At 46.9% G+C, this 18,971-nt stretch carries 22 protein-coding genes; all 22 read right to left on the reverse strand.

Going from position 1 to position 18,971, the window contains the following annotated elements:
* Positions 1–6: 6 nt before the first annotated feature.
* Positions 7–870, reverse strand: coding sequence for a sporulation protein YpjB (locus tag EJP77_RS03455; protein ID WP_185897135.1), 864 nt, complete (start codon positions 868–870; stop codon positions 7–9).
* Between the two features lie 59 nt (positions 871–929).
* Positions 930–1,565, reverse strand: a complete 636-nt coding sequence (locus EJP77_RS03460; RefSeq protein ID WP_127197757.1) for a DUF1405 domain-containing protein — start codon at positions 1,563–1,565, stop codon at positions 930–932.
* A 165-nt stretch (positions 1,566–1,730) separates the two neighbouring features.
* Positions 1,731–2,621, reverse strand: coding sequence for a menaquinol-cytochrome c reductase cytochrome b/c subunit (locus EJP77_RS03465; RefSeq protein WP_127197758.1), 891 nt, complete (start codon positions 2,619–2,621; stop codon positions 1,731–1,733).
* 29 nt (positions 2,622–2,650) lie between these two features.
* Positions 2,651–3,322: a menaquinol-cytochrome c reductase cytochrome b subunit gene (gene qcrB / locus EJP77_RS03470; protein WP_068617160.1), complete on the reverse strand. Its 672-nt coding sequence runs from the start codon at positions 3,320–3,322 to the stop codon at positions 2,651–2,653.
* A 16-nt stretch (positions 3,323–3,338) separates the two neighbouring features.
* Positions 3,339–3,884: a Rieske (2Fe-2S) protein gene (locus EJP77_RS03475; RefSeq protein WP_127197759.1), complete on the reverse strand. Its 546-nt coding sequence runs from the start codon at positions 3,882–3,884 to the stop codon at positions 3,339–3,341.
* 175 nt (positions 3,885–4,059) lie between these two features.
* A complete protein-coding gene (locus tag EJP77_RS03480) occupies positions 4,060–4,491 on the reverse strand; it encodes a DUF2487 family protein (RefSeq protein WP_127197760.1) in 432 nt (143 codons plus the stop codon).
* Between the two features lie 99 nt (positions 4,492–4,590).
* Positions 4,591–4,773, reverse strand: coding sequence for an IDEAL domain-containing protein (locus tag EJP77_RS03485; protein ID WP_127197761.1), 183 nt, complete (start codon positions 4,771–4,773; stop codon positions 4,591–4,593).
* A 21-nt stretch (positions 4,774–4,794) separates the two neighbouring features.
* Complete coding sequence (locus tag EJP77_RS03490; protein WP_127197762.1) at positions 4,795–5,301, reverse strand: gamma carbonic anhydrase family protein; 507 nt, start codon at positions 5,299–5,301, stop codon at positions 4,795–4,797.
* A 68-nt stretch (positions 5,302–5,369) separates the two neighbouring features.
* Complete coding sequence (locus EJP77_RS03495) at positions 5,370–6,473, reverse strand: hypothetical protein (RefSeq protein ID WP_127197763.1); 1,104 nt, start codon at positions 6,471–6,473, stop codon at positions 5,370–5,372.
* Positions 6,474–6,564: 91 nt separating this feature from the next.
* On the reverse strand, positions 6,565–7,152 hold the full coding sequence (locus EJP77_RS03500) for a histidine phosphatase family protein (RefSeq protein WP_127197764.1): 588 nt from the start codon (positions 7,150–7,152) through the stop codon (positions 6,565–6,567).
* Positions 7,153–7,263: 111 nt separating this feature from the next.
* Entirely contained in the window at positions 7,264–7,866 is a 603-nt protein-coding gene (locus EJP77_RS03505; RefSeq protein ID WP_127197765.1) for an anti-sigma factor family protein, read from the reverse strand.
* Positions 7,863–8,456, reverse strand: coding sequence for an RNA polymerase sigma factor (locus EJP77_RS03510; protein WP_127197766.1), 594 nt, complete (start codon positions 8,454–8,456; stop codon positions 7,863–7,865). Before EJP77_RS03510 ends, EJP77_RS03505 begins: the two co-directional genes overlap by 4 nt.
* A gap of 271 nt (positions 8,457–8,727) precedes the next feature.
* Complete coding sequence (locus EJP77_RS03515; RefSeq protein WP_127198299.1) at positions 8,728–9,411, reverse strand: MOSC domain-containing protein; 684 nt, start codon at positions 9,409–9,411, stop codon at positions 8,728–8,730.
* A gap of 443 nt (positions 9,412–9,854) precedes the next feature.
* Complete coding sequence (locus EJP77_RS03520; protein WP_127197767.1) at positions 9,855–10,949, reverse strand: prephenate dehydrogenase; 1,095 nt, start codon at positions 10,947–10,949, stop codon at positions 9,855–9,857.
* An 80-nt stretch (positions 10,950–11,029) separates the two neighbouring features.
* Positions 11,030–12,136, reverse strand: a complete 1,107-nt coding sequence (hisC, locus tag EJP77_RS03525) for a histidinol-phosphate transaminase (protein WP_127197768.1) — start codon at positions 12,134–12,136, stop codon at positions 11,030–11,032.
* Positions 12,137–12,169: 33 nt separating this feature from the next.
* A complete protein-coding gene (trpA, locus tag EJP77_RS03530) occupies positions 12,170–12,976 on the reverse strand; it encodes a tryptophan synthase subunit alpha (RefSeq protein ID WP_127197769.1) in 807 nt (268 codons plus the stop codon).
* Complete coding sequence (trpB, locus tag EJP77_RS03535) at positions 12,973–14,169, reverse strand: tryptophan synthase subunit beta (RefSeq protein WP_127197770.1); 1,197 nt, start codon at positions 14,167–14,169, stop codon at positions 12,973–12,975. The genes trpA and trpB overlap by 4 nt, the downstream gene beginning before the upstream one ends.
* Entirely contained in the window at positions 14,170–14,832 is a 663-nt protein-coding gene (locus EJP77_RS03540; protein ID WP_127197771.1) for a phosphoribosylanthranilate isomerase, read from the reverse strand.
* Positions 14,825–15,640, reverse strand: a complete 816-nt coding sequence (gene trpC, locus EJP77_RS03545; RefSeq protein WP_127197772.1) for an indole-3-glycerol phosphate synthase TrpC — start codon at positions 15,638–15,640, stop codon at positions 14,825–14,827. The genes EJP77_RS03540 and trpC overlap by 8 nt, the downstream gene beginning before the upstream one ends.
* Positions 15,630–16,670, reverse strand: coding sequence for an anthranilate phosphoribosyltransferase (trpD, locus tag EJP77_RS03550; RefSeq protein ID WP_127197773.1), 1,041 nt, complete (start codon positions 16,668–16,670; stop codon positions 15,630–15,632). Before trpD ends, trpC begins: the two co-directional genes overlap by 11 nt.
* A 22-nt stretch (positions 16,671–16,692) precedes the next feature.
* On the reverse strand, positions 16,693–18,246 hold the full coding sequence (gene trpE / locus EJP77_RS03555; RefSeq protein ID WP_127197774.1) for an anthranilate synthase component I: 1,554 nt from the start codon (positions 18,244–18,246) through the stop codon (positions 16,693–16,695).
* Positions 18,247–18,595: 349 nt separating this feature from the next.
* On the reverse strand, positions 18,596–18,970 hold the full coding sequence (gene aroH, locus EJP77_RS03560; RefSeq protein ID WP_127197775.1) for a chorismate mutase: 375 nt from the start codon (positions 18,968–18,970) through the stop codon (positions 18,596–18,598).
* Position 18,971: the final 1 nt, after the last annotated feature.

Consider the following 18,971-nt stretch of genomic DNA (forward strand, 5'->3'; position numbering starts at 1 on the left):
TTCCGGTTAGAGCCTCCAGGTGTGCCTTCCCTTGCTTCCTGCTGCGGGTCTAACTTCCTGGTATGCATTATAATTGCGGATTCCAGTGTAAGTTAAAGCTACTATAATCCATCCGCCAATGAGCAGGCTCCATTGCCAAGGAGTTGTTGTTCCTGTAAGCGGAAGCAGCGTGGGTTCAGACCGCTTTTTGCCGAATAGATCATGGATTAAATCCGTTCCACTGCTGATGGCCCCTTTGAGTGTATCAGGCTCAGCTGCCTTCTCCTCACACAAGCTCTCCATGTAAGACATCCAGGAGTCCGCCCGGGATACCAGGGAAGGATCCAGCTGAATGACGGCAGCTGGCCGAATGGTCTCATAATGCTCTTGAAGCTGATGATAAGCTTGCTTAATGCCTGCGGCATCCGATTCTGTCCTAGCCTTGGACAGCTGGCTGAGATCATCCGTGAACAGCTTATAATACTGAATCCACAGCGGCTGTTCTTTGTGCAGAAGGCTGTCTACCGCCAATCTAAGCTGAGAGGAGCTGGCTCTCCACTCTTCAGGCTGTGACTGGCTGCGAGCTAAGGCTTCACGCGTATCTATAATCGTCTCAGACAGTGCGTGAATCCCTTCTACGGAAGTCAGTCCTTGGAATGAGAGTGTCTGTACGATCTGGACGATTCTATCCATTTCAAGCTGCGCCTTGGCACCGTCACCATCCTGCATGTATCGGTACAATGCCTCGGAAGCACTATCAAGCTCCTTCATCTTAGCCGTATGCGCGGCATCATGATGAGCAGCAGCCTTGTCTACCGGCAGCATTACAAACATAGCCACAATGATCAGCCCTAACCATATAGATAGACATCCCCACCCTTTTCTTTCCACGGACATCCCCTCCTATACCCCATGTCTATGACAGTCTGTCCCTGCCTAGAACCCGGGTCTTAAGGAAGCATAGAGCGGTCCCTTTGACGAAGTGCAAGCCAGCCGGCCAGCACACTCAGCAGTGTCAGGGCCACCGTGAAGTTGCGTACGCTGGTCAAATCGTCCATCAGCTGAACGGGCAGCCAGGGAAATACACCATATGTATAATCTACCATGTCGTTCAGCAGGGTCCACAAACCGGCACCTAGAAGTATTCCGGCTCCAAATTTGTAGAAACGAACATAGAGCAGTGCCTCTACAGCCATCGCAGTATGTGATGCCACCAGCATCCATTCCTGCCATCCAATCATGTTGCCCTGGTACGCTCCCGCAAAAATGATACTCACAGCCCACACCCCATATTTCACACTTGTGACTACGGCAAGGGACTCTATGAGTACACGGATCGCACCCAATTTCTTAAGCGCTTCCGACCATAGCAGGAAGCAGAGAGACAGGGTGAAGAACAGACTTGCCGTAGGGCTGTCCGGAACGAAGATGACCTGCCAAAGGGGGTTATGGGCCACGGTATAGTCGATTTGGTGCCCATACCAGTAATAGCCGTAAATCGTACCCAGCAGGTTAAAAATAAAAAGAAGCCAAAGAAATCCGCGGCTAGTCAGGAATTCCCGGCTCCACCAATATGATATATTCACTTACAATCCTCCTTTATCTAATCAGAGAATAACGGATGTGAAGGACAGAATACAAGACTCCTTCTCTCTTTTCTTATGAAAACCGTAATTAATCCTCGATATAACGATTCAATACCAGCAAAAAAACCTGACCGCTTTCACGGTCAGGTTCTCTTCAATGTATAATTATTTAGCTTCGGCTTTCTGTTTAGAGAGCCATTCGGCCAGATGGTCGATATCCTGGTCACTGAGCCCAGCGCCCTTGGCTGTATCATACATTGGAGGCATGTTGCCGTCAGGTCCCTTTTTACCCTCTTTAATGATGGTCAAAATGGCCGCCTTGTCATGCTTATCCCCAACGCCTCGTAGCGAAGGACCACTAGCTCCCTTTAGATCGGCTGCGTGGCAAGAGATACAGGTTGCTTTCTTGAATGACTCCATACCGGCATCATCCTTGTCAACTATCGCAACTTCTTTGGTCTGAACCGCATTTGAAGGAGCTGGAAGCCCCTTCTCCCGCGCTTCACGGGCTTTCTCAATCCTGCGCTCTTCCTCAGGCTTGATTCCTGTCTTAGCCAATTCATGCTTATAATGCGTCCAGGCAAAGTTCGTCAGATAGACGATGGAAACCAAGGACAATAGCATGATTGCTGAAGCAATCGGTCTGCGGTAGAAACGGCGCTCTTTCCCGCGGTCCAGGAAAGGTGCAAGCAGCAATCCACCGAAGGCAACTCCTGGTACACCGAGTGTTCCCAGGACGATAAAATCTCCTGAAGCATAAGGATACTTCAAATATTGATACAAGAATAAGAAATACCAGTCCGGCATCGGAATAACAGATGCGGTAGGATTAGCCGGGAAACCAAGTGGTGCAGGCTCTGAAATGGTGAGTACCAGGAAGCCTACAAGGACCACTACGCCGACCATCCACTCTTTCAAAAGGAAGTTAGGTATAAATGCTTCGGACTTCCCCGGGTAAGACGTATAGTCGGGAGGAGTTATAAATCCATTCCCTTTACGTACCCTTGAATCGCCGACAAACACGACTTTTTCGTTCGATTTGCCACCGTGACCCATATAATTGCCTCCCTTCTCTTAAGAATATCTTATAGCGGTCCGGAAATTCCCTGTCTGCGGATCATAATGAAATGTCCTACCAGAAGGATAAGCAACACGGCCGGAAGGAAGAACACGTGAATGGCGAAGAATCGCGTCAGCGTCTGTGCACCTACAATTGTACCGCCCTGCAAAAGTTCCTTGATAATCGGTCCAAGAACAGGAACCGAGTTCGCAATTTCCAGTGTAACTTTGGTTGCAAAGTAAGACTTGTTATCCCATGGAAGCAGGTAACCTGTAAGGCCTAGACCGATCATTACGAAGAAGATCAGCATTCCCACAACCCAGTTCATCTCACGAGGCGCCTTGTAAGAGCCTGTAAAGAATACCCGCAAGGTATGTAAGAACATCATTACAATAACCAGACTCGCTCCCCAGTGGTGCATCCCGCGGACAATCTGTCCAAATGCCACCTTGGTCTGGAGGAATTCGACACTGGCATACGCGTTAATAATATCAGGTACATAATACATAGTCAGGAACATTCCCGACAAAATCTGGATGACCGTTATAAAAAACGTCAAGCCGCCGAAACAGTATACAAAAGCGGAAAAATGGTGCGCCGGGTTCACGTGTTCAGGTACTTCGTGGTCAGCCACATCTCTCCAAATCGGCGTGATATCAAGACGTTCGTCAACCCAGTTGTAGACACTCTTCAACATGTGACTCTACGCCTCCTTATTTAGCTCGAGTATTGGGAACGATATCGCCTAAGTAAACCCAATCTTTATCAATCTTAACTTTGTACTCATCCAGCGGTTTTGGTGCGACGGCAAGGTTCTTGCCATCCTTGGTGTACTGTGCGCCATGACAAGGACAATGGTACTCATTAGGGAAGCCTTTGTCGTTATTCCAGCCAACTGTACAACCCAGATGCTTACAGATTGGTGAAAGCGCATAAATTTTTCCGCTTTCATCTTTACGAATCCAAGCTGTCAGTGATGCCGTGCTTGCATACCATCCATCCTGCTGGTGCAGTTCGAATGAGAACTCCTGCGGTTCATCTGTGATCTTGCTTACTTCTACAACCTTTACAAAGTTACCTTCGGTTTTCTTGTGTAGAACAGGATCCACAGCGAAGCGAAGCATCGGCAGTACTACTCCACCTGCCATGTAGGCGGTAGCTCCTCCCAGCGTATAAGTTAGAAATTGTCTGCGAGACATTTCTTTTCTCCGATTGGGTGGTCTGTGCGATGATTCATGCTGGTCGTGCTGATTGCTCATACTGTCTTCAACCCCCTTTTCCGAACCAATTCTCTCCATTACAATGATAAAAATCACACGAATTACTAGGACATTATTATAATATATTAGGCTTTCTAGAGCGTCAAGAATTTACAGTGCATGTTCGTTAACACTATGGTCACATTTTCTTAAAAATGTCGATTTTTCGTCACATTTAGACCTCTCGGTCGCTAAACCACAAACGCTGTATTTCCTGCATGACAGCCGCGGCTGGTGACTGCTCCTCAGAAGCCTCAAATCGGCCTGGAGTAACGACTAAATCGCTTTCATAAATTATGCCAGGATCGAGCTCTACATCAGCTGATACCACAATTACGTACTTAAAGCCAGCCGACTTGACATTGGCACACACAGCATTTATCTGGTCCCTGATGTCTTCCTTTCCATATTGAAAGGCAGGGTAGGTTACCACTCTCCCTTTGAAGGGAATCTCTATCCAATCCATCACATCTCTCAGCCGTTCCAGTGAATATACGACTTCATGAGGCTGTTCAGTCCCGCTGAGTCCGGTAACCGGGATAAGACAGGTATCCAGATAAGGCTTCAGCTCCTCCCACTCGGCAGGATTAATCTCACTAAATTTCATTCTGACTCTCCTCTCTCTATTCCTATTATACATGGAAAGAGACAACTGAGAACAAATGGGCCACATGAAAAAATAGAAGAAATGCACAAGGCATTTCTTCTATTTTTCCAAAGTTCTTAATTCTTCTGTAAGGAGGCGGAATGCTTCCTCATCGCCTTTTGCCAAAGCAGAATCAATTTCACAGTGAAGTTTCTCTGCCCGATATTTCTTTAACGCTTCGTCCCACACCATCTCAGCTGCCAGACCCAGCATAACTTCATAAGTAACCTTCATTTGATCCATAGGATGCACCTCCAGCCAATGTTAAGAGCTCCTATATTCTCTCCCTTTCACCACATAGCTGTCTGTAGTCAGCGCCATTCTGCGCAAATCCTCTTCCGTAAGCTCGCGAACTACTTTAGCCGGTGAACCTAGGGAAAGAGTATAGGGTGGAATTTTACAGTTCTCCGTGATGAGCGAGCCAGCTCCTATTAAAGCATATTCGCCGATCTCGGCACCGTTTAAACAAATAGCCCCCATCCCAATTAAAGTGCCTTTGCCTATCGTACAGCCGTGTATAATTGCAGCATGTCCGACCGAAACGTCATCGGCAACAATCAGGGGCTGTCCCGTATTCACGTGGGCAATTACACCATCCTGCAAATTGCAACGCTCTCCAATTATAATTGGAGCCAGGTCCCCTCTGAGAACTGCGTTGAACCATATACTAGAATCCTTGCCGATCCGGACATCTCCGGCCAGCTTCGCACCTTCAGCTACATAAACAGAAGGATCCACAAAAGGGGTTTTCCCCATATAAAAAATGTACATCGATCCACTCACACCCCATCTGATTAATTCTGGAATTGGAGTGATCTTAGCAAGCCTTTACTTTCTTGTCAAACCAGCCCTTCAGTCCCGTGTTGAAGCATAGGAACCGCCGTCCTGCCAAAAGCAGTAATCTGTACATAGCGCTCCCTCTCCATATCCTCACCTATTCTGATTAAGCCAAGGTGCAGCATCATTTTCAAGGTACGCTCCTCGAAAATGGATGCCGAAGTATCGTAATAGTAGGGCTTAATCAACCTGTCCATACTTTGGCTAAGAGAGGTTACAGTTACCCACTCCTGTGTGCACTGGTAAATCCAGTACATTAGGGAGAGCAGGTTTGGAATTGCTGCTTTGTAAGTTTTTAACCAAAAGCGAATCAAATGTATCATCGATTCACGTTTTTCCTCCAAAACAAACAGTTCACCGAGCGAAGTAAGTCTAAGCTGAAAATCTCTTTCCTCAATCAGCCTTTGGGAGTATGCGTAATCATACAGAAGCGACAGACGATCCGGATAGAATTTAAAGGAGCGTCCATAACCGAATCTCCAGCCACCCTTGCCAACCAACGGCTCATTGACATGAAGGGTTTCCATCAACTGCACTTGATTTCTTCGGTACATAATCCCATCCTGATTCAAGGGAATTTCATTCTTGGAGATATAATACAAGATGAGATATAAGTCTTCCGAGGCTAGGGTGTGCTCTTCGCGAATGGCCTCTGGTTCATCGCCAATGCTAACCTCCGCCTTGAGACGTTGGCCCAGCACTTCCCGGAACCTTAACTTTAGATCCTCGGGAACCTCGAACAAGAATTTCGTATTTTGCGAAGATCCGTTAAATAACCAGCCTCTCTGTCTGAATCTTGAAATGATATCCCTGGGATTCTCCTTCTCCTTAGCATCCTCCGTGAACCGGGTGTGCTGCGCTGAGGCCATCAACTCTTCCAGGCTATAACGCTGACGATGATCAAAGAGCAGTGTATTCAGGAAACGGTAATCCTCATCACTCAGCTTACTCACATGTTCTTCAATAAACTCCTTCCTGCCTACTTGATGCAGTATGGACTGAATCAGCTCGTTCTTGGAATTCTCATTACAGCTGCACTGATAGTGATTCGCTATTTTGCTAAGTTGACCAATATCTGCAAATGTAAGCATTTCCGCCAGATTCATAGTTTCATCGCCTCACCGTTTTACTACCATTATGGGAAGGTTTCAGACTTTTATTCGGCTCAAAACAAAAAAAATAACCCGCTGCTGCGGATTATTGTTCGGTCTCCTGAAGATGCTTCAGACAGTTATATAGTTGGGGCTCCCAGGATTGTTCATTTTTCTCCAATATGGTTAATGAGAGATTCCCGATTCTCTCCGTGAATTTATCTTGAAATAACGCAGTAAAGAGCTGGGCTAGCAGACCGCCATGAGAAATTACCAGCACATTCTTGTCGGCATAGCTTTCGCCTAGCTCCTTCAGAAAGGCAAGCGCTCTCTCCTGGACTTCATGGTCCTTCTCCTGGCCAAGATCCTGGAGCCTCCAGTCCATGCCCCATAAGGTCTCTCTCTCTTCTGTGGTCATTCCTTCCACTTGTCCAAATGCCCGTTCCATTAGACGTGAATCGGGATCATACACTGGAATACCAAGCTCCCCAGCAATGATCTCTCCGCTCTCTTGGGCTCTGGAAAGACCGCTTGTAATCACAAAATCCCACTTGTAAGGCTCATCTTTAAGTCTTGCGGCAAGCAGCTTGGCCTGCCTTCTTCCTTCTTCGTTCAGCGGAATGTCACTCTGACCTTGTATCTTCCCCAGTGCGTTCCAATCCGTTAAGCCATGTCGAATTAATCCAACCAGCATGAAATAACCTCCTATGTCGTCGCGCTATGTATGAATACTGCTAATAAAATTGGCAAACGCCACCCCTGCCAGATGTATAAGCAGAAGCGGCATTTGCCGCAAGCCTTAATACTACCTTCGTATACGTCTAAGTCCTCTCCATGAGAAGAGGGCAAGTCCTAGTGCCAGCATGGAGAGCAGCATCCAGTACTCGGGATAAACCGGACTCATTTTAACAATTAAGGGGTCTATAATCCCGCGGGATACATCCGGCATGTCATAGACATGATCCGCGTTAATAACAGAATCAGAGCCAGCAATGGCAATAGGAAGCAGACCTGAATTGTTCACATCAGGGGTACTCACTTCAGTCGAACCCGGAAGCATGAAATAGAGAAGACTGCACATAAAAATCGCCAGAAAGCCTGCGATCCAGAAGGCCAAACGCCGCTTCAAAATATACGATGTCTTTCTGGCTTCAGGCTCTGCAGGTGCAAGCCATGGAGACTCCGCATAAATACGGTCCATCACCGCACGGTTCATTCTTTCCGCCTGATCGGGCTGTATATCCATTTGCAAATTATGTATGATGCCCTGGGTCTCTTTCCATATTTCATACTCTGCTGCACAGCTCTCACAGCCAAGTATATGCCACTCCAGATTTTTGCGCCGGGGGTCGTCTTCAGACAAGTCCCATATCAAGCCAAAGTATTCTTGGGCTTCAGAACAATTCATCTGCTGTTCATCCCTTCAAATTGCTCATAGATCGGTTCATAGAAGTAGGGCTCAAGCTGACTCTTGACACTGCTTCGGGCACGAAATAACAAAGACTTAATTGCGCTGACACTTTGTCCGAGTATCGTCGAGATCTCCTGATAGTCTAGTTGATCATATTCTCTAAGAATAAGTGCGGAACGCTGCTTCTCCGGAAGATTGTTAATTGCTTCCCTGACCATGCCTACCCGTTCGTTTCGTAATATAGCCTGCTCAGGAACAATATCTGAAGGAGCTACAGGAGTATAACCCGTCTCATCAAGCGAGACATGCCCCGTCTTCTGCTTGCGAAGTTCGCTAAGTACTGTATTACGGGCAATGGTATACAGCCATGTGGAGAATGAGGCATCTACTTCCCGGAAAGAGTGTAAACTCCGAAATGCTTTATAAAAGGTTTCCGAGCACAAGTCTTCCGCCATAAGCTCCAATTGAGCGCTCTTCAGCATGTGATAAATAAATATCAGAATCTTTCGTTGGTACCTTCGCATCAATTCTGAATAAAGCTCTGTATTACCTTCTTTGATATCTCGAATCATCTGGGAATCCGTCATTAGAATGCGATCCTCCTCGCCCATCCATGTGCATCTTCCCCGTTCGACTCTGCTTATTATTACCGAACAGGATATAAAAAGTTTCGGTCATCCAAAAAATTCAGATTGATCATTATGACTTTGTTTGCTTCCTGGACCAACACTGCAATATTATACCATACAACTAGGGATTAAAAAAATTTGCCAAGCTCCTCAGCATTTACTTCTTATAAAAATAAAAAGACCATTAATTTATAATGGCCTTTCAATTATATAATTTGGATTGAACAATCTAACTTTGTCCTGTTAATCGTTCGGTTGTATCATTCCCCAGCCCCTTCAGCCGTTTCTCAAAAGTTAACCGCCAGCTGGAAGATAATGCTTCCACTTCAAGGATGCGCATAATGGCTTCGGTATTCTCTTTGTCATGATGCATAATATGATTAGCGAAGTCTACGGTAATCGCTTTAGGATGTGAAGTAAGCCGGGTTAATCCATCTTCGCGGCTTACATACCCCTCTTGAAGCACTCGGAAATAGAATCCGGTATAACCTGAATCCTGCATTTTGACCGGAATATGTGGTTCACCATATCTTGCTGACAGCTTATAGCATGGTTGCCGGGGCTGGCTAATTTGTACCGTCGCCTCACCAAACTTAAATACATCACCGATACACACATCCTGTTCAATCCAACCTTGTATAGTTAGATTCTCGCCAAATGCACCAAGGCCAAGAGGCCGTTCCAGTTGGCTCTCCCAGTAAGGATAATGTTCATAGGCGTATACACATATGGCCTTGTCCCTTCCCCCGTGATGCTTAAGATCCGCTTGACCGTCTCCTTCAAGATTTAGATAGGATAAGAAAAGAGGTCCGTCCACCCCATTCTTAAATATCCCGCTTATAACTTCTTTACTGTTATACTGCATCATCTGCGGTGTTCCTACATTAATCGAAACTATATTGGCTTTGTTCATCATCTTCACCTCATTTGAATTAGGTAACTAGTAACGGTAACTATTGCTTTCCGATTCCTCCGTATGGATCGATCAAGTATGTAATTGTTTGAGCATTCGTTAAACTGTTAGTTTCTTCCTAATTATATAAGGCAGCGGATTCTATCGCAATTAAAGTTGTTGTGTTCAGGCCATTATAAGCAACTCTATATTTCCGAATCAGGAAGCAAGCAAAAAAAAAGACCACTTTCTACGAAAGTGGTCTTGCTCGAACCTGAGCAAATTATATTGGATAGGAGTGGAGAGAAACCATACTGTACTTTTATTATATTGTATACGTTTACATTCTGTCAACACATTTTTATAAACGCTTACATTTCTTTTTTCTGACTATCAGTTCTAACCTGATAAACACAAAAAAACGCTGAGCTTTTCAGTTAAGAAAACACTCAGCGATATTTCTATTACAAGTACACGGTATACCCCAAGGTCAGCAGATGCTCTTTCGCACGCTCCATCTCCCCTTCCTGTCTGAAAGACAGGCGCATAACTCCAGGTACATCTTCACGACTCTCGATGATCTGCATATTGCTAAGATTAATCTGGCGAATCCCAAGCTCTGTGGCTATATGACCAATGACTCCTGGTGTGTCAGGAACATCAAGATATAGATCATACAAGGAGCTTATAGCCCCTTTACGGCGCTCTGGTAGTTCACTGCGAAAACGGTTGGCTTTATCAAAGGCTTCTACAATTCCTGTGCCGTCATCATTCATAAGCATTTCTAGGAATTCATCCATATGATTCTTCCAGTCCTTAAGCAGCTCCAGCAGCACTTCTCTGTTGCTGAGCAGAATATCCCTCCAGATCACTGGATCACTGGAGGCTATTCTTGTTATATCCCGAAATCCTCCTGCAGCTAGCTGCCGATATAACGAATTCTTGTCATTGTAATCGCAGACCTGGTTCACAAGCGCCACGGCAATGATATGAGGAAGGTGACTGATGGCTCCCACAATCTCATCATGGAGCTCGGGTTCAACACGAACGATGTGTGCCTTGGTATACACCAGGAGGTCCTCCAGCCGCTTGTAGACTTCCTTCGGCACTTTCGACGATGGAGTAAGTACATAATAGGCATTCTCGAATAAGAAAGTTGAAGCTGCAGCTACACCCGATCTCTCTGATCCAGCCATCGGATGTCCCCCGATAAAGTACACTTCCGGTAGTGTTATCGCTTCACCGCATGCTGCTACCGTAGCCTTTGTACTGCCCACATCGGTAATAATACAACCCGGCTTCAGCTTCAAGCTGCTTAATCTATGTAAATAAGGCTCCAGCTGACTTACCGGTACACATAGGAAGATAAAATCGGCGTCTGCTGCCGCTTCTTCAAAAGACAGCGTTGCAATATCTACGACACCACGATCCTTAACCTGCTGTAGGGCTTCAGCAGAGTGGCTGTGCCCAACAACCGTAATTCCCGGTTTTCCTTTGAAGCTAAGCGCGAGAGAGCCTCCAATCAGCCCTACCCCAAAGATTGCAATTTTTATAGTCATTTGTTCCCCACTCAATTTGCTCTAATTTTGTCTTCAAGTACATCCCCAAGGTTCAATAAAACAAAAAGATACTGCGGAGATTATTCCGCAGTAACCGGCTGTTCCTGGACGGTAAGCACCTTCTCCAGAGCAGCAATAAATTTAGTATTCTCATCCGGAGTACCGACACTCACACGGATATATTCCGGATATTTGTCGAAACCGGCACGAATGATAATTCCCAGCTTTAAGAGGGATTGGAATACCTCACGGCCGGATTTCTTCACATTGACCAATATAAAGTTACCATGTGCCGGAAAGTACTTAAGGCCAAGTCGGTCAAATTCAGCAGTTAAGTATTCAACTCCGCTCCGGTTCTTGGTGCGGCAGGCATCAATAAATTCATGATCAGTTAGAGCCGCTTTAGCTGCAGCCTGTGCCAATCTCGATGTATTAAAAGGTTCACGAACCTGATTAATCAGCCTTACAACACTTGGTTGTCCCACTCCATAACCGATTCTTAGTGAAGCAAGTCCATAGATCTTTGAGAATGTCCGCAGAATCATCAGATTCGGATATTTGCTGAGCAGGCTTAGGCTATCCGGATAAGAAGGATCTGTTACAAATTCCGCATAGGCTTCATCCAGCACTACAAGCACATGCTCAGGCACTTTATCTAGAAAATTAACAATATCCGTATGGGCGACGATGGTTCCGGTTGGATTGTTAGGATTGCAAATCCAGATAATCTTCGTACGCTCATTTACAGCCTTCAGCATACCATCCAAATCATGTGTGCCCTCAACAAGAGGCACTTCAATACTTACGGCACCCTCGATATCCGCATTGCTCTTATACACTGAGAAGGTCTGATCCGCCATAATATTCTCTTCTCCAGGTAAAAGGAATGCCCGGGTTATTAGAGCAATAACCTCATCGGAACCGCAGCCGAATACAAACTGATCCCGGTTCACGCCAAGGTGGCCTGCAAGGACTTCAGTAAGTTCAACAGCATTTCCATCCGGATACATACTAATTTGACTTAATTCCTGCTCAATAGCTGCTTTTGCTTTAGGTGATGCCCCGTAGGGGTTCTCATTGGAGGCCAGCTTAATAACTTCATCAAGTCCGAGTTCCCTCTTCACTTCTTCAACCGGTTTGCCCTGTTGGTATACCGGCAGATTCACAATCTGTGGTTTTGGCTGCACACGAATCCCTTCCTTTCTTGATTGACTAAAAAATTAGACTTTCAATTGTGCCACAAATTCACGAATTTGCAACAGGCCTTCTTCTCGGCGCTCGGAATCCGTAAGAAGTGGAATCGTGTCCTCGATCTTGCGGACGATGGCGCTTCCTACCACTACACCGTCACAAATGGAGGAGAATCGCTCCACCTGCTCGCGGTTGGATATCCCAAACCCTACAGCAACCGGAAGATCTGTGCGCGACTTAACATCGTTAATGAACTGCTCTACGCCCTCATGGAAGGAACTGCGTTCACCCGTAACTCCCAGAGACGAGACACAATAAATAAATCCGCGTGCATTGGTTAATATGCGGGAAATCCGCTCATTAGAGGTGGGTGCCACAAGCGGCACCAAGCTAATCCCAGCGGTATCAGCTAGTTCAAGCACTTGTGCTGATTCCTCAATTGGTAGATCCGGAATGATCAATCCGCTGATATCGTGTGCTGCGAGCTGCTGGAAGAAATCTTCCAGCCCGATCTGCAGTACAGGATTAAAGTAAGTAAACAATACAAACGGAATTTTCACCCCGCGCTGTCTAGCCTTCTGGGCAATATCGATACATGTGCCAATCGTAACCGAGCTGGTAAGAGCACGCTCGGAAGCGCGCTGGATCACTGGCCCATCCGCAAGCGGGTCCGAATAAGGTACACCAAGCTCCAATACATCCGCGCCCGCCGCCTCCATCTGAATAATTAATTCCACTGTCGTATCCAGATCAGGATCCCCAACAGTTAGAAATGGAATAAGAGCTGTTCGCCCCGCTGCTTTGAGTTCGGCAAATTTCTGATCCATTAAGTTCATGATGGATCACCTCCCAAGTAACCCATAATAGACTCAACATCTTTATCGCCTCTGCCTGACAAGCAGATTACGATAATCTGATCAGAAGCTAGCTTCGGGGATTCCTTGATTACCTGGGCTACCGCATGAGCTGACTCCAACGCAGGAATAATCCCTTCAGTCTGGCTCAGAAGCTGAAGCGCATCCAGAGCTTCCTGGTCAGTAATCGGTGCATACCGCGCCCGCTCGATATCTTTGAGGTAGGAGTGCTCCGGACCGATACCCGGATAATCAAGCCCCGCTGAAATCGAGTGTGCAGGCAGAACTTGACCGAAAGCATCTTGAAGCAGATAGCTCAGCGAACCCTGAAAGACCCCTTTGGTCCCCTTGGTCATTGTCGCTGCATGGTATTCAGTTTCTACACCGCGTCCTGCTGCTTCTACTCCAAGCAGCTTCACGGATGTATCTTCTACAAAAGGATAAAACATCCCAATCGCATTACTTCCCCCGCCTACAGCGGCAACAATAAGATCCGGAAGTCTTCCTTCCGATTCGAGAATCTGACGCCGAGTCTCATCCCCGATAATCCGCTGAAAGTTACGAACCATCATCGGATATGGATGAGGACCTGTAGCGGATCCTAAAATATAAAAAGTGTCCTGTACGTGGCTGACCCAATACCGGAGTGCTTCATTACAAGCATCCTTAAGCGTCCGGGTACCGGATACCACAGGAACGACTTCGGCACCAAGCAGCTTCATCCGAAACACATTAAGCTGCTGACGCTTCATATCCTCTTCACCCATGAATACTTTACACTCAAGTCCAAGCAGTGCAGCTACCGTTGCTGTAGCAACTCCATGCTGTCCGGCTCCAGTCTCAGCGATAACTTTCCCCTTACCCATCCGTTTGGCCAGAATGCCCTGACCTATTGCATTATTAATCTTATGAGCCCCTGTATGGTTAAGATCTTCACGTTTGAGATAAATCTTGGCTCCGCCCAGATGCTTTGTTAAACGCTCTGCGTAGAACAAAGGAGTTTCCCGGCCGGAATATTGTTTCAATAAGTAATCAATTTCCTCCTGAAAAGCTGGCTCCTGCGAATACTTGCGGTAAGCCTCTTCCAATTCAATCAAGGCATTCATTAGCGTCTCGGGGACATAGCGGCCTCCGAAGTCACCGAATCGTCCATTCTCGTCTGGTACCTGTGTCATCTAGCGCTTCACCCTCTCGACAAAAGCTCGTATTTTTGCGATATCTTTAAGTCCTTCGGTCTCTACCCCGCTGGACACATCTACACCGTCCGGCTGGAAATTCTCCAGCAGATCACCAACATTATCCGGGTGCAGCCCACCCGCTATAATAAGAGGAATCCCCTCTTGCTTCGGCCATTCCCGATAGGGTTCGATTTGCTTCCAATCGAAAGTTTGACCGGATCCCCCACCATAAATCGGATCATAAGTATCCAGAAGCATACCATCCAGAGTACCTTGGTATTCATGAAGTCCAAAGCCCTCTATCAGGCCGTCCTGCTTGACGGACAGCACTTTAAATACTTTCACGCCGAAACGTCTCTTCACCTCTCGGCAAAATTCAGGTGATTCCTGTCCATGAAGCTGAATGATATCGAGACTCGCTTTCTGCAAAATATCAGACAACTCTTCAATCGTAGGATTAACGAATACTCCCACGCTTTCCGGCTTCAAGGGTCTATCCCACTGCTTAAGGATGGGAATCAACCCCGCAGCCTGATCGGCGGAGATCTGCCGCTTGCTCTTAGCAAACACAAATCCAATATAATCAACAGGCAAGTTTATCATAGATTTTAGCACTTCAACGTCCTGAAGTCCACATATTTTTACCGACGTTTCAGCCATGAACAGCCCCGCCTTCATTGATAACAGGGCCCATTAGTTCATGGACAGCCTCGTTCACCAGCGGCTTGCGCATGAAAGTCTCACCGACCAGAACCCCATGAGCCCCGCACGATGAAAGGTAATTAATATCTTCTGGAGTTGATATTCCACTCTCACTTATCAGAGTTATTCCCGCGGGAACCAGATCAACCAGCTCTTCCGTAGTCCGCAGACTAACTTCAAATGTTCTTAGATTGCGGTTGTTAATTCCAATCAGCTTGGAGGAACCAAGGCTCAGCACTCGCTCCAGCTCTTCTCTGTCATGGACTTCCACCAGCGCATCTAGACCCAATGAGTTGGCCGCTGCTTCGAACTGCTTCAATTGCTGATCCGTCAGAATCGCAGCAATCAGAAGAACAGCGTCTGCACCCAGCAGCCGGGCTTCATAGATTTGACGCTCATCAATAATGAAATCCTTGCGCAGCAGTGGAACCTGTACCGCTTGACGTATCGCTTTCAAATACTCGCCGCTACCTTGGAAATACTCTTTATCTGTAAGCACTGAAATACAGTCCGTCCCGGCGTCCGCATAGTTCTTCGCTATCTCGACCGGATTAAAGTCAGGGCGGATGAGACCCTTGGATGGTGAGGCCTTCTTAACCTCAGCGATCAGTCCCATAGAACGCTTGCGGCCTTCGGATAGCGCCCGATAAAATCCGAGTGTAGCCGGCAGATCCGCAATGGCTCGCTCCGCGGAGGAAAGCGAGAAACTCGTGGCTAGCTCGGCCACTTCTTTATGTTTGGTTGCTACAATGCGATCAAGATACATAGCTGATTTCTCCTGTCGTTTGAATAAGCTGCTCAAGTTTGCTTTGTGCCTTCCCCGAATCGATGGCTTCTGATGCCATAAGTACCCCATCCTGAATGGTATCCGTAAGACCGGATACATAGATGCAGGCACCCGCGTTAGCAAGAACAACATCCCGATAAGGACCTTTCTCACCTTGGAGCACACGCCGGATAATATCCGCGTTAACCTGAGGATCTCCACCTATGACATCGCCAAGCGGATACATGGAAAGTCCGAGATCATTCGGATGTAGTTCATAGGTGTTAATTACACCATTTTTCAGTTCGGATACCCGGGTAGGTGCCGATATACTAATCTCGTCCAAACCTTCATGGCTTGTCACTACAAGCGCACGCTTGGATCCAAGTTCTTTCAGGACTTCAGCAATAACCTCAGTCTTGCTTCCATCGTAGATGCCCAGTACCTGACGATCAGCCGAGGCCGGATTGGTCAAGGGACCCAGCATGTTGAATACCGTTCTGAAACCCAGTTCTTTACGAGTGGCACTTGCATGCTTCATAGAAGGATGATAGATCTGGGCGAACAGGAAACAAATTCCGATATCGTCCAGGCACTTCTCAGCCTGATCTGCCGTTAAGTGTATATTCACGCCTAATGCCTCGAGCACATCTGCACTTCCGGCACGACCTGATGCCGAACGGTTGCCATGTTTGGCAACCCGGACTGACACAGAAGCTGCGACAATGGCCGCAGTTGTGGATATGTTAAACTTATGAATTCCGGAGCCGCCGGTTCCGCAAGTATCCAGAAGCTGTCTTGATTCCGTATGCAGACGGTTGCCGTAACCGCGCATAGCCTCGGCAAAACCGGTGATTTCTTCAACAGTTTCACCCTTCATTCGGAGGGCCGTTAGAAGTCCGCCGATCTGTGAAGGCGTAGCTGTGCCTGCCATTATCACTTCCATTATACTCCGTGCTTCATCCCGGCCCAAGTTCTGTCCTGAAATCACACGCGAAATCCCCGTCTGCAGTGTTTCATATCCACTCATCTTTATCTCCTCCTTCGGATCCTTAAGGCGTGTATTCATAAAGATAATCCTGATTAATGACTCCGTCACTGCCTGGGGTAACCGGGAACAAATGCTCCGCTGTCCGGATTGCCTTAAGAAGTGCCTTGGCTTTATTTACCGTCTCTTCATATTCCTTCTCGGGAACAGAATCCCATACAATCCCTGCCCCTGCCTGAACATATGCTTTCCCCTTCTTGAAGACGATCGTTCGTATGGTAATGCAGGAATCCATATTGCCTGAGAAACCAAGATAGCCGATCGCCCCGGCGTAGGTTCCACGAGCTTCCCGCTCAAATTCAGCTATAATCTCCATCGCTCTAAGTTTGGGAGCCCCAGAGACAGTACCCGCAGGCAGACAGGATAAGAAAGCATCGAAGAAGTCTTTGTCTTTACGAAGCTCTCCGGATACGTTGGAGACGATGTGCATGACATGGGAGTACTTCTCGATTTCCATGAACGAATCACATTTCACAGTTCCAAATTCTGATACACGGCCAATATCATTTCGACCAAGATCCACCAGCATTAAATGCTCGGCACGCTCCTTCTCATCCTGTAAAAGCTCCTCAGCAAGTTCTCGGTCTTCACTCTCATTAGCTCCACGCGGCCGGGTTCCTGCGATGGGTCTGGTCGCTACCCGGCCATTCTCCACCTTTACCAAAGCCTCCGGAGAAGTCCCAACAATGATTTCATCATCCATTTTGAGATAATACATGTATGGAGATGGGTTCAATGTACGCAGGACACGATATACATGGAGCGGAGACACTTCTGTCTCAATATGGAATCTTTGCGAAAGTACGACTTGAAAAATATCACCGGCACGGATGTATTCCTGTGCCTGTTTAACATTATCGATATACTTCTCTTTCGTCATGTTGGAGGCAATTTCTCCGAGCTCTACATCCTCAGGGAAAGGACGACGGTTGAAGCTCTCGCTGGGTCCCTCCTGCTGAAGCACCTCGGCCATTTCATCCAGCTTGGTAAGGACTGTCTCATAAGCGTCCTTGATGTCCGAATCTGTGGCTCCATCAGCCACATGAAGGTTCGCTACGAGCAGAATCCGCTGCTTCACATGGTCGAAGACAATGACTTGATCGCAGAACATGAACTGGATATCCTTCATCTGCAGATCATCAACCGCATGTGCAGGAAGCTTCTCATAATATTGAAGCAAGTCATATCCGAAGAATCCGATGGCTCCGCCGGTGAATGGCGGCATATCTGGCAGCTCAGGGCTGCGATAGCTGCGAAGGATTGCTTTTAGTTCTTCAATCGGCTTTCCCGAAAGAGATCTCTGCTCTCCGCCCTGTTCTACAACCACACCGCCCTTCTTGGCGGATATCATCAGGAAAGGATCTGTTCCGATAAAAGAGTACCGCGCCCATTGCACCCCGCCCTCTACACTTTCAAGTAGGAACGCCCGATCACGCTGCGCGAACCGCTGGAACAATCGGATTGGAGTCTCCATATCCGCCATTAGCGTCCGAACGACTGGAATCAGGTTATATTGTCTGGCCATTTGGATTACTTCTTCAATACGCGGGGTTGTCATAGTCCTTCACTCCTTTATCTTGAATAGATCAAATGTGTGGGTAGATAAATTAAAAAGCCTCTACCGAAGTAGAGGCTAGATTGAATGTACAGTGAAATAACCTATCGTCGTCCAAATGACAGGTATTGACCTGGTATATATGAAAATACACCCGGACAAATCATGAATCACAAGTCTAAACCTCTTCCATTACCAGGCTTACGACCGATTCAACTACCGAAGGACTTCGCTCAGCTCAACTCTGCTCATCTCAAACTTAACTCTACTCAGCTCTAATAGCACTAATTACACTACAATCACTATACACCAGACACCTTCGGGTTGGCAATACTTTAAAAGTCAGATCCTGTTAATTGCCTGTGGCAGAAAGATCTGGACGAAGTGCTTTGGCTTCATTCAGATATACATGCTTAATTTCGCGTTGGCTCTTATTCGTATTTATCTGAATCATCAGTCGAATACAGAGCGGCAGGCTTCCTTTAACCGGAATTTCAATTGAACACATAAGTGGAACCAGGTCCCAGCCATTCATCTGCCGAATGGCACGAGCCGGGAAAGTCGCGTCAAGATCCTGGGTCATTGTAATCCAGACACTGCAAATATCTTCAGGCACGATTTCATTGCGGGCCACAATTTCTTTTAACAGCACGACGGTCTCGCGTAGAATCTCATTCTCATCATTTTGGGTGACTGTTGTAGCTCCCCGTATACCACGGTTATACATC

It is taken from the genome of Paenibacillus zeisoli (assembly GCF_003994465.1).
In the GTDB taxonomy this organism is placed as follows: domain Bacteria; phylum Bacillota; class Bacilli; order Paenibacillales; family Paenibacillaceae; genus Fontibacillus; species Fontibacillus zeisoli.

Bases quoted from the DNA above. Each gene is read 5' to 3' on its own strand.
- EJP77_RS03465 (WP_127197758.1), bottom strand. From the start codon at position 2,621: ATGGGTCACGGTGGCAAATCGAACGAAAAAGTCGTGTTTGTCGGCGAT.
- qcrB (WP_068617160.1), bottom strand. From the start codon at position 3,322: ATGTTGAAGAGTGTCTACAACTGGGTTGACGAACGTCTTGATATCACG.
- EJP77_RS03475 (WP_127197759.1), bottom strand. From the start codon at position 3,884: ATGAGCAATCAGCACGACCAGCATGAATCATCGCACAGACCACCCAAT.
- EJP77_RS03480 (WP_127197760.1), bottom strand. From the start codon at position 4,491: ATGAAATTTAGTGAGATTAATCCTGCCGAGTGGGAGGAGCTGAAGCCT.
- EJP77_RS03485 (WP_127197761.1), bottom strand. From the start codon at position 4,773: ATGGATCAAATGAAGGTTACTTATGAAGTTATGCTGGGTCTGGCAGCT.
- EJP77_RS03490 (WP_127197762.1), bottom strand. From the start codon at position 5,301: ATGTACATTTTTTATATGGGGAAAACCCCTTTTGTGGATCCTTCTGTT.
- EJP77_RS03495 (WP_127197763.1), bottom strand. From the start codon at position 6,473: ATGAATCTGGCGGAAATGCTTACATTTGCAGATATTGGTCAACTTAGC.
- EJP77_RS03500 (WP_127197764.1), bottom strand. From the start codon at position 7,152: ATGCTGGTTGGATTAATTCGACATGGCTTAACGGATTGGAACGCACTG.
- EJP77_RS03505 (WP_127197765.1), bottom strand. From the start codon at position 7,866: ATGAATTGTTCTGAAGCCCAAGAATACTTTGGCTTGATATGGGACTTG.
- EJP77_RS03510 (WP_127197766.1), bottom strand. From the start codon at position 8,456: ATGACGGATTCCCAGATGATTCGAGATATCAAAGAAGGTAATACAGAG.
- EJP77_RS03515 (WP_127198299.1), bottom strand. From the start codon at position 9,411: ATGAACAAAGCCAATATAGTTTCGATTAATGTAGGAACACCGCAGATG.
- EJP77_RS03520 (WP_127197767.1), bottom strand. From the start codon at position 10,949: ATGACTATAAAAATTGCAATCTTTGGGGTAGGGCTGATTGGAGGCTCT.
- trpA (WP_127197769.1), bottom strand. From the start codon at position 12,976: ATGAACTTAATGGATCAGAAATTTGCCGAACTCAAAGCAGCGGGGCGA.
- trpB (WP_127197770.1), bottom strand. From the start codon at position 14,169: ATGACACAGGTACCAGACGAGAATGGACGATTCGGTGACTTCGGAGGC.
- EJP77_RS03540 (WP_127197771.1), bottom strand. From the start codon at position 14,832: ATGGCTGAAACGTCGGTAAAAATATGTGGACTTCAGGACGTTGAAGTG.
- trpC (WP_127197772.1), bottom strand. From the start codon at position 15,640: ATGTATCTTGATCGCATTGTAGCAACCAAACATAAAGAAGTGGCCGAG.
- trpD (WP_127197773.1), bottom strand. From the start codon at position 16,670: ATGAGTGGATATGAAACACTGCAGACGGGGATTTCGCGTGTGATTTCA.
- trpE (WP_127197774.1), bottom strand. From the start codon at position 18,246: ATGACAACCCCGCGTATTGAAGAAGTAATCCAAATGGCCAGACAATAT.
- aroH (WP_127197775.1), bottom strand. From the start codon at position 18,970: ATGTATAACCGTGGTATACGGGGAGCTACAACAGTCACCCAAAATGAT.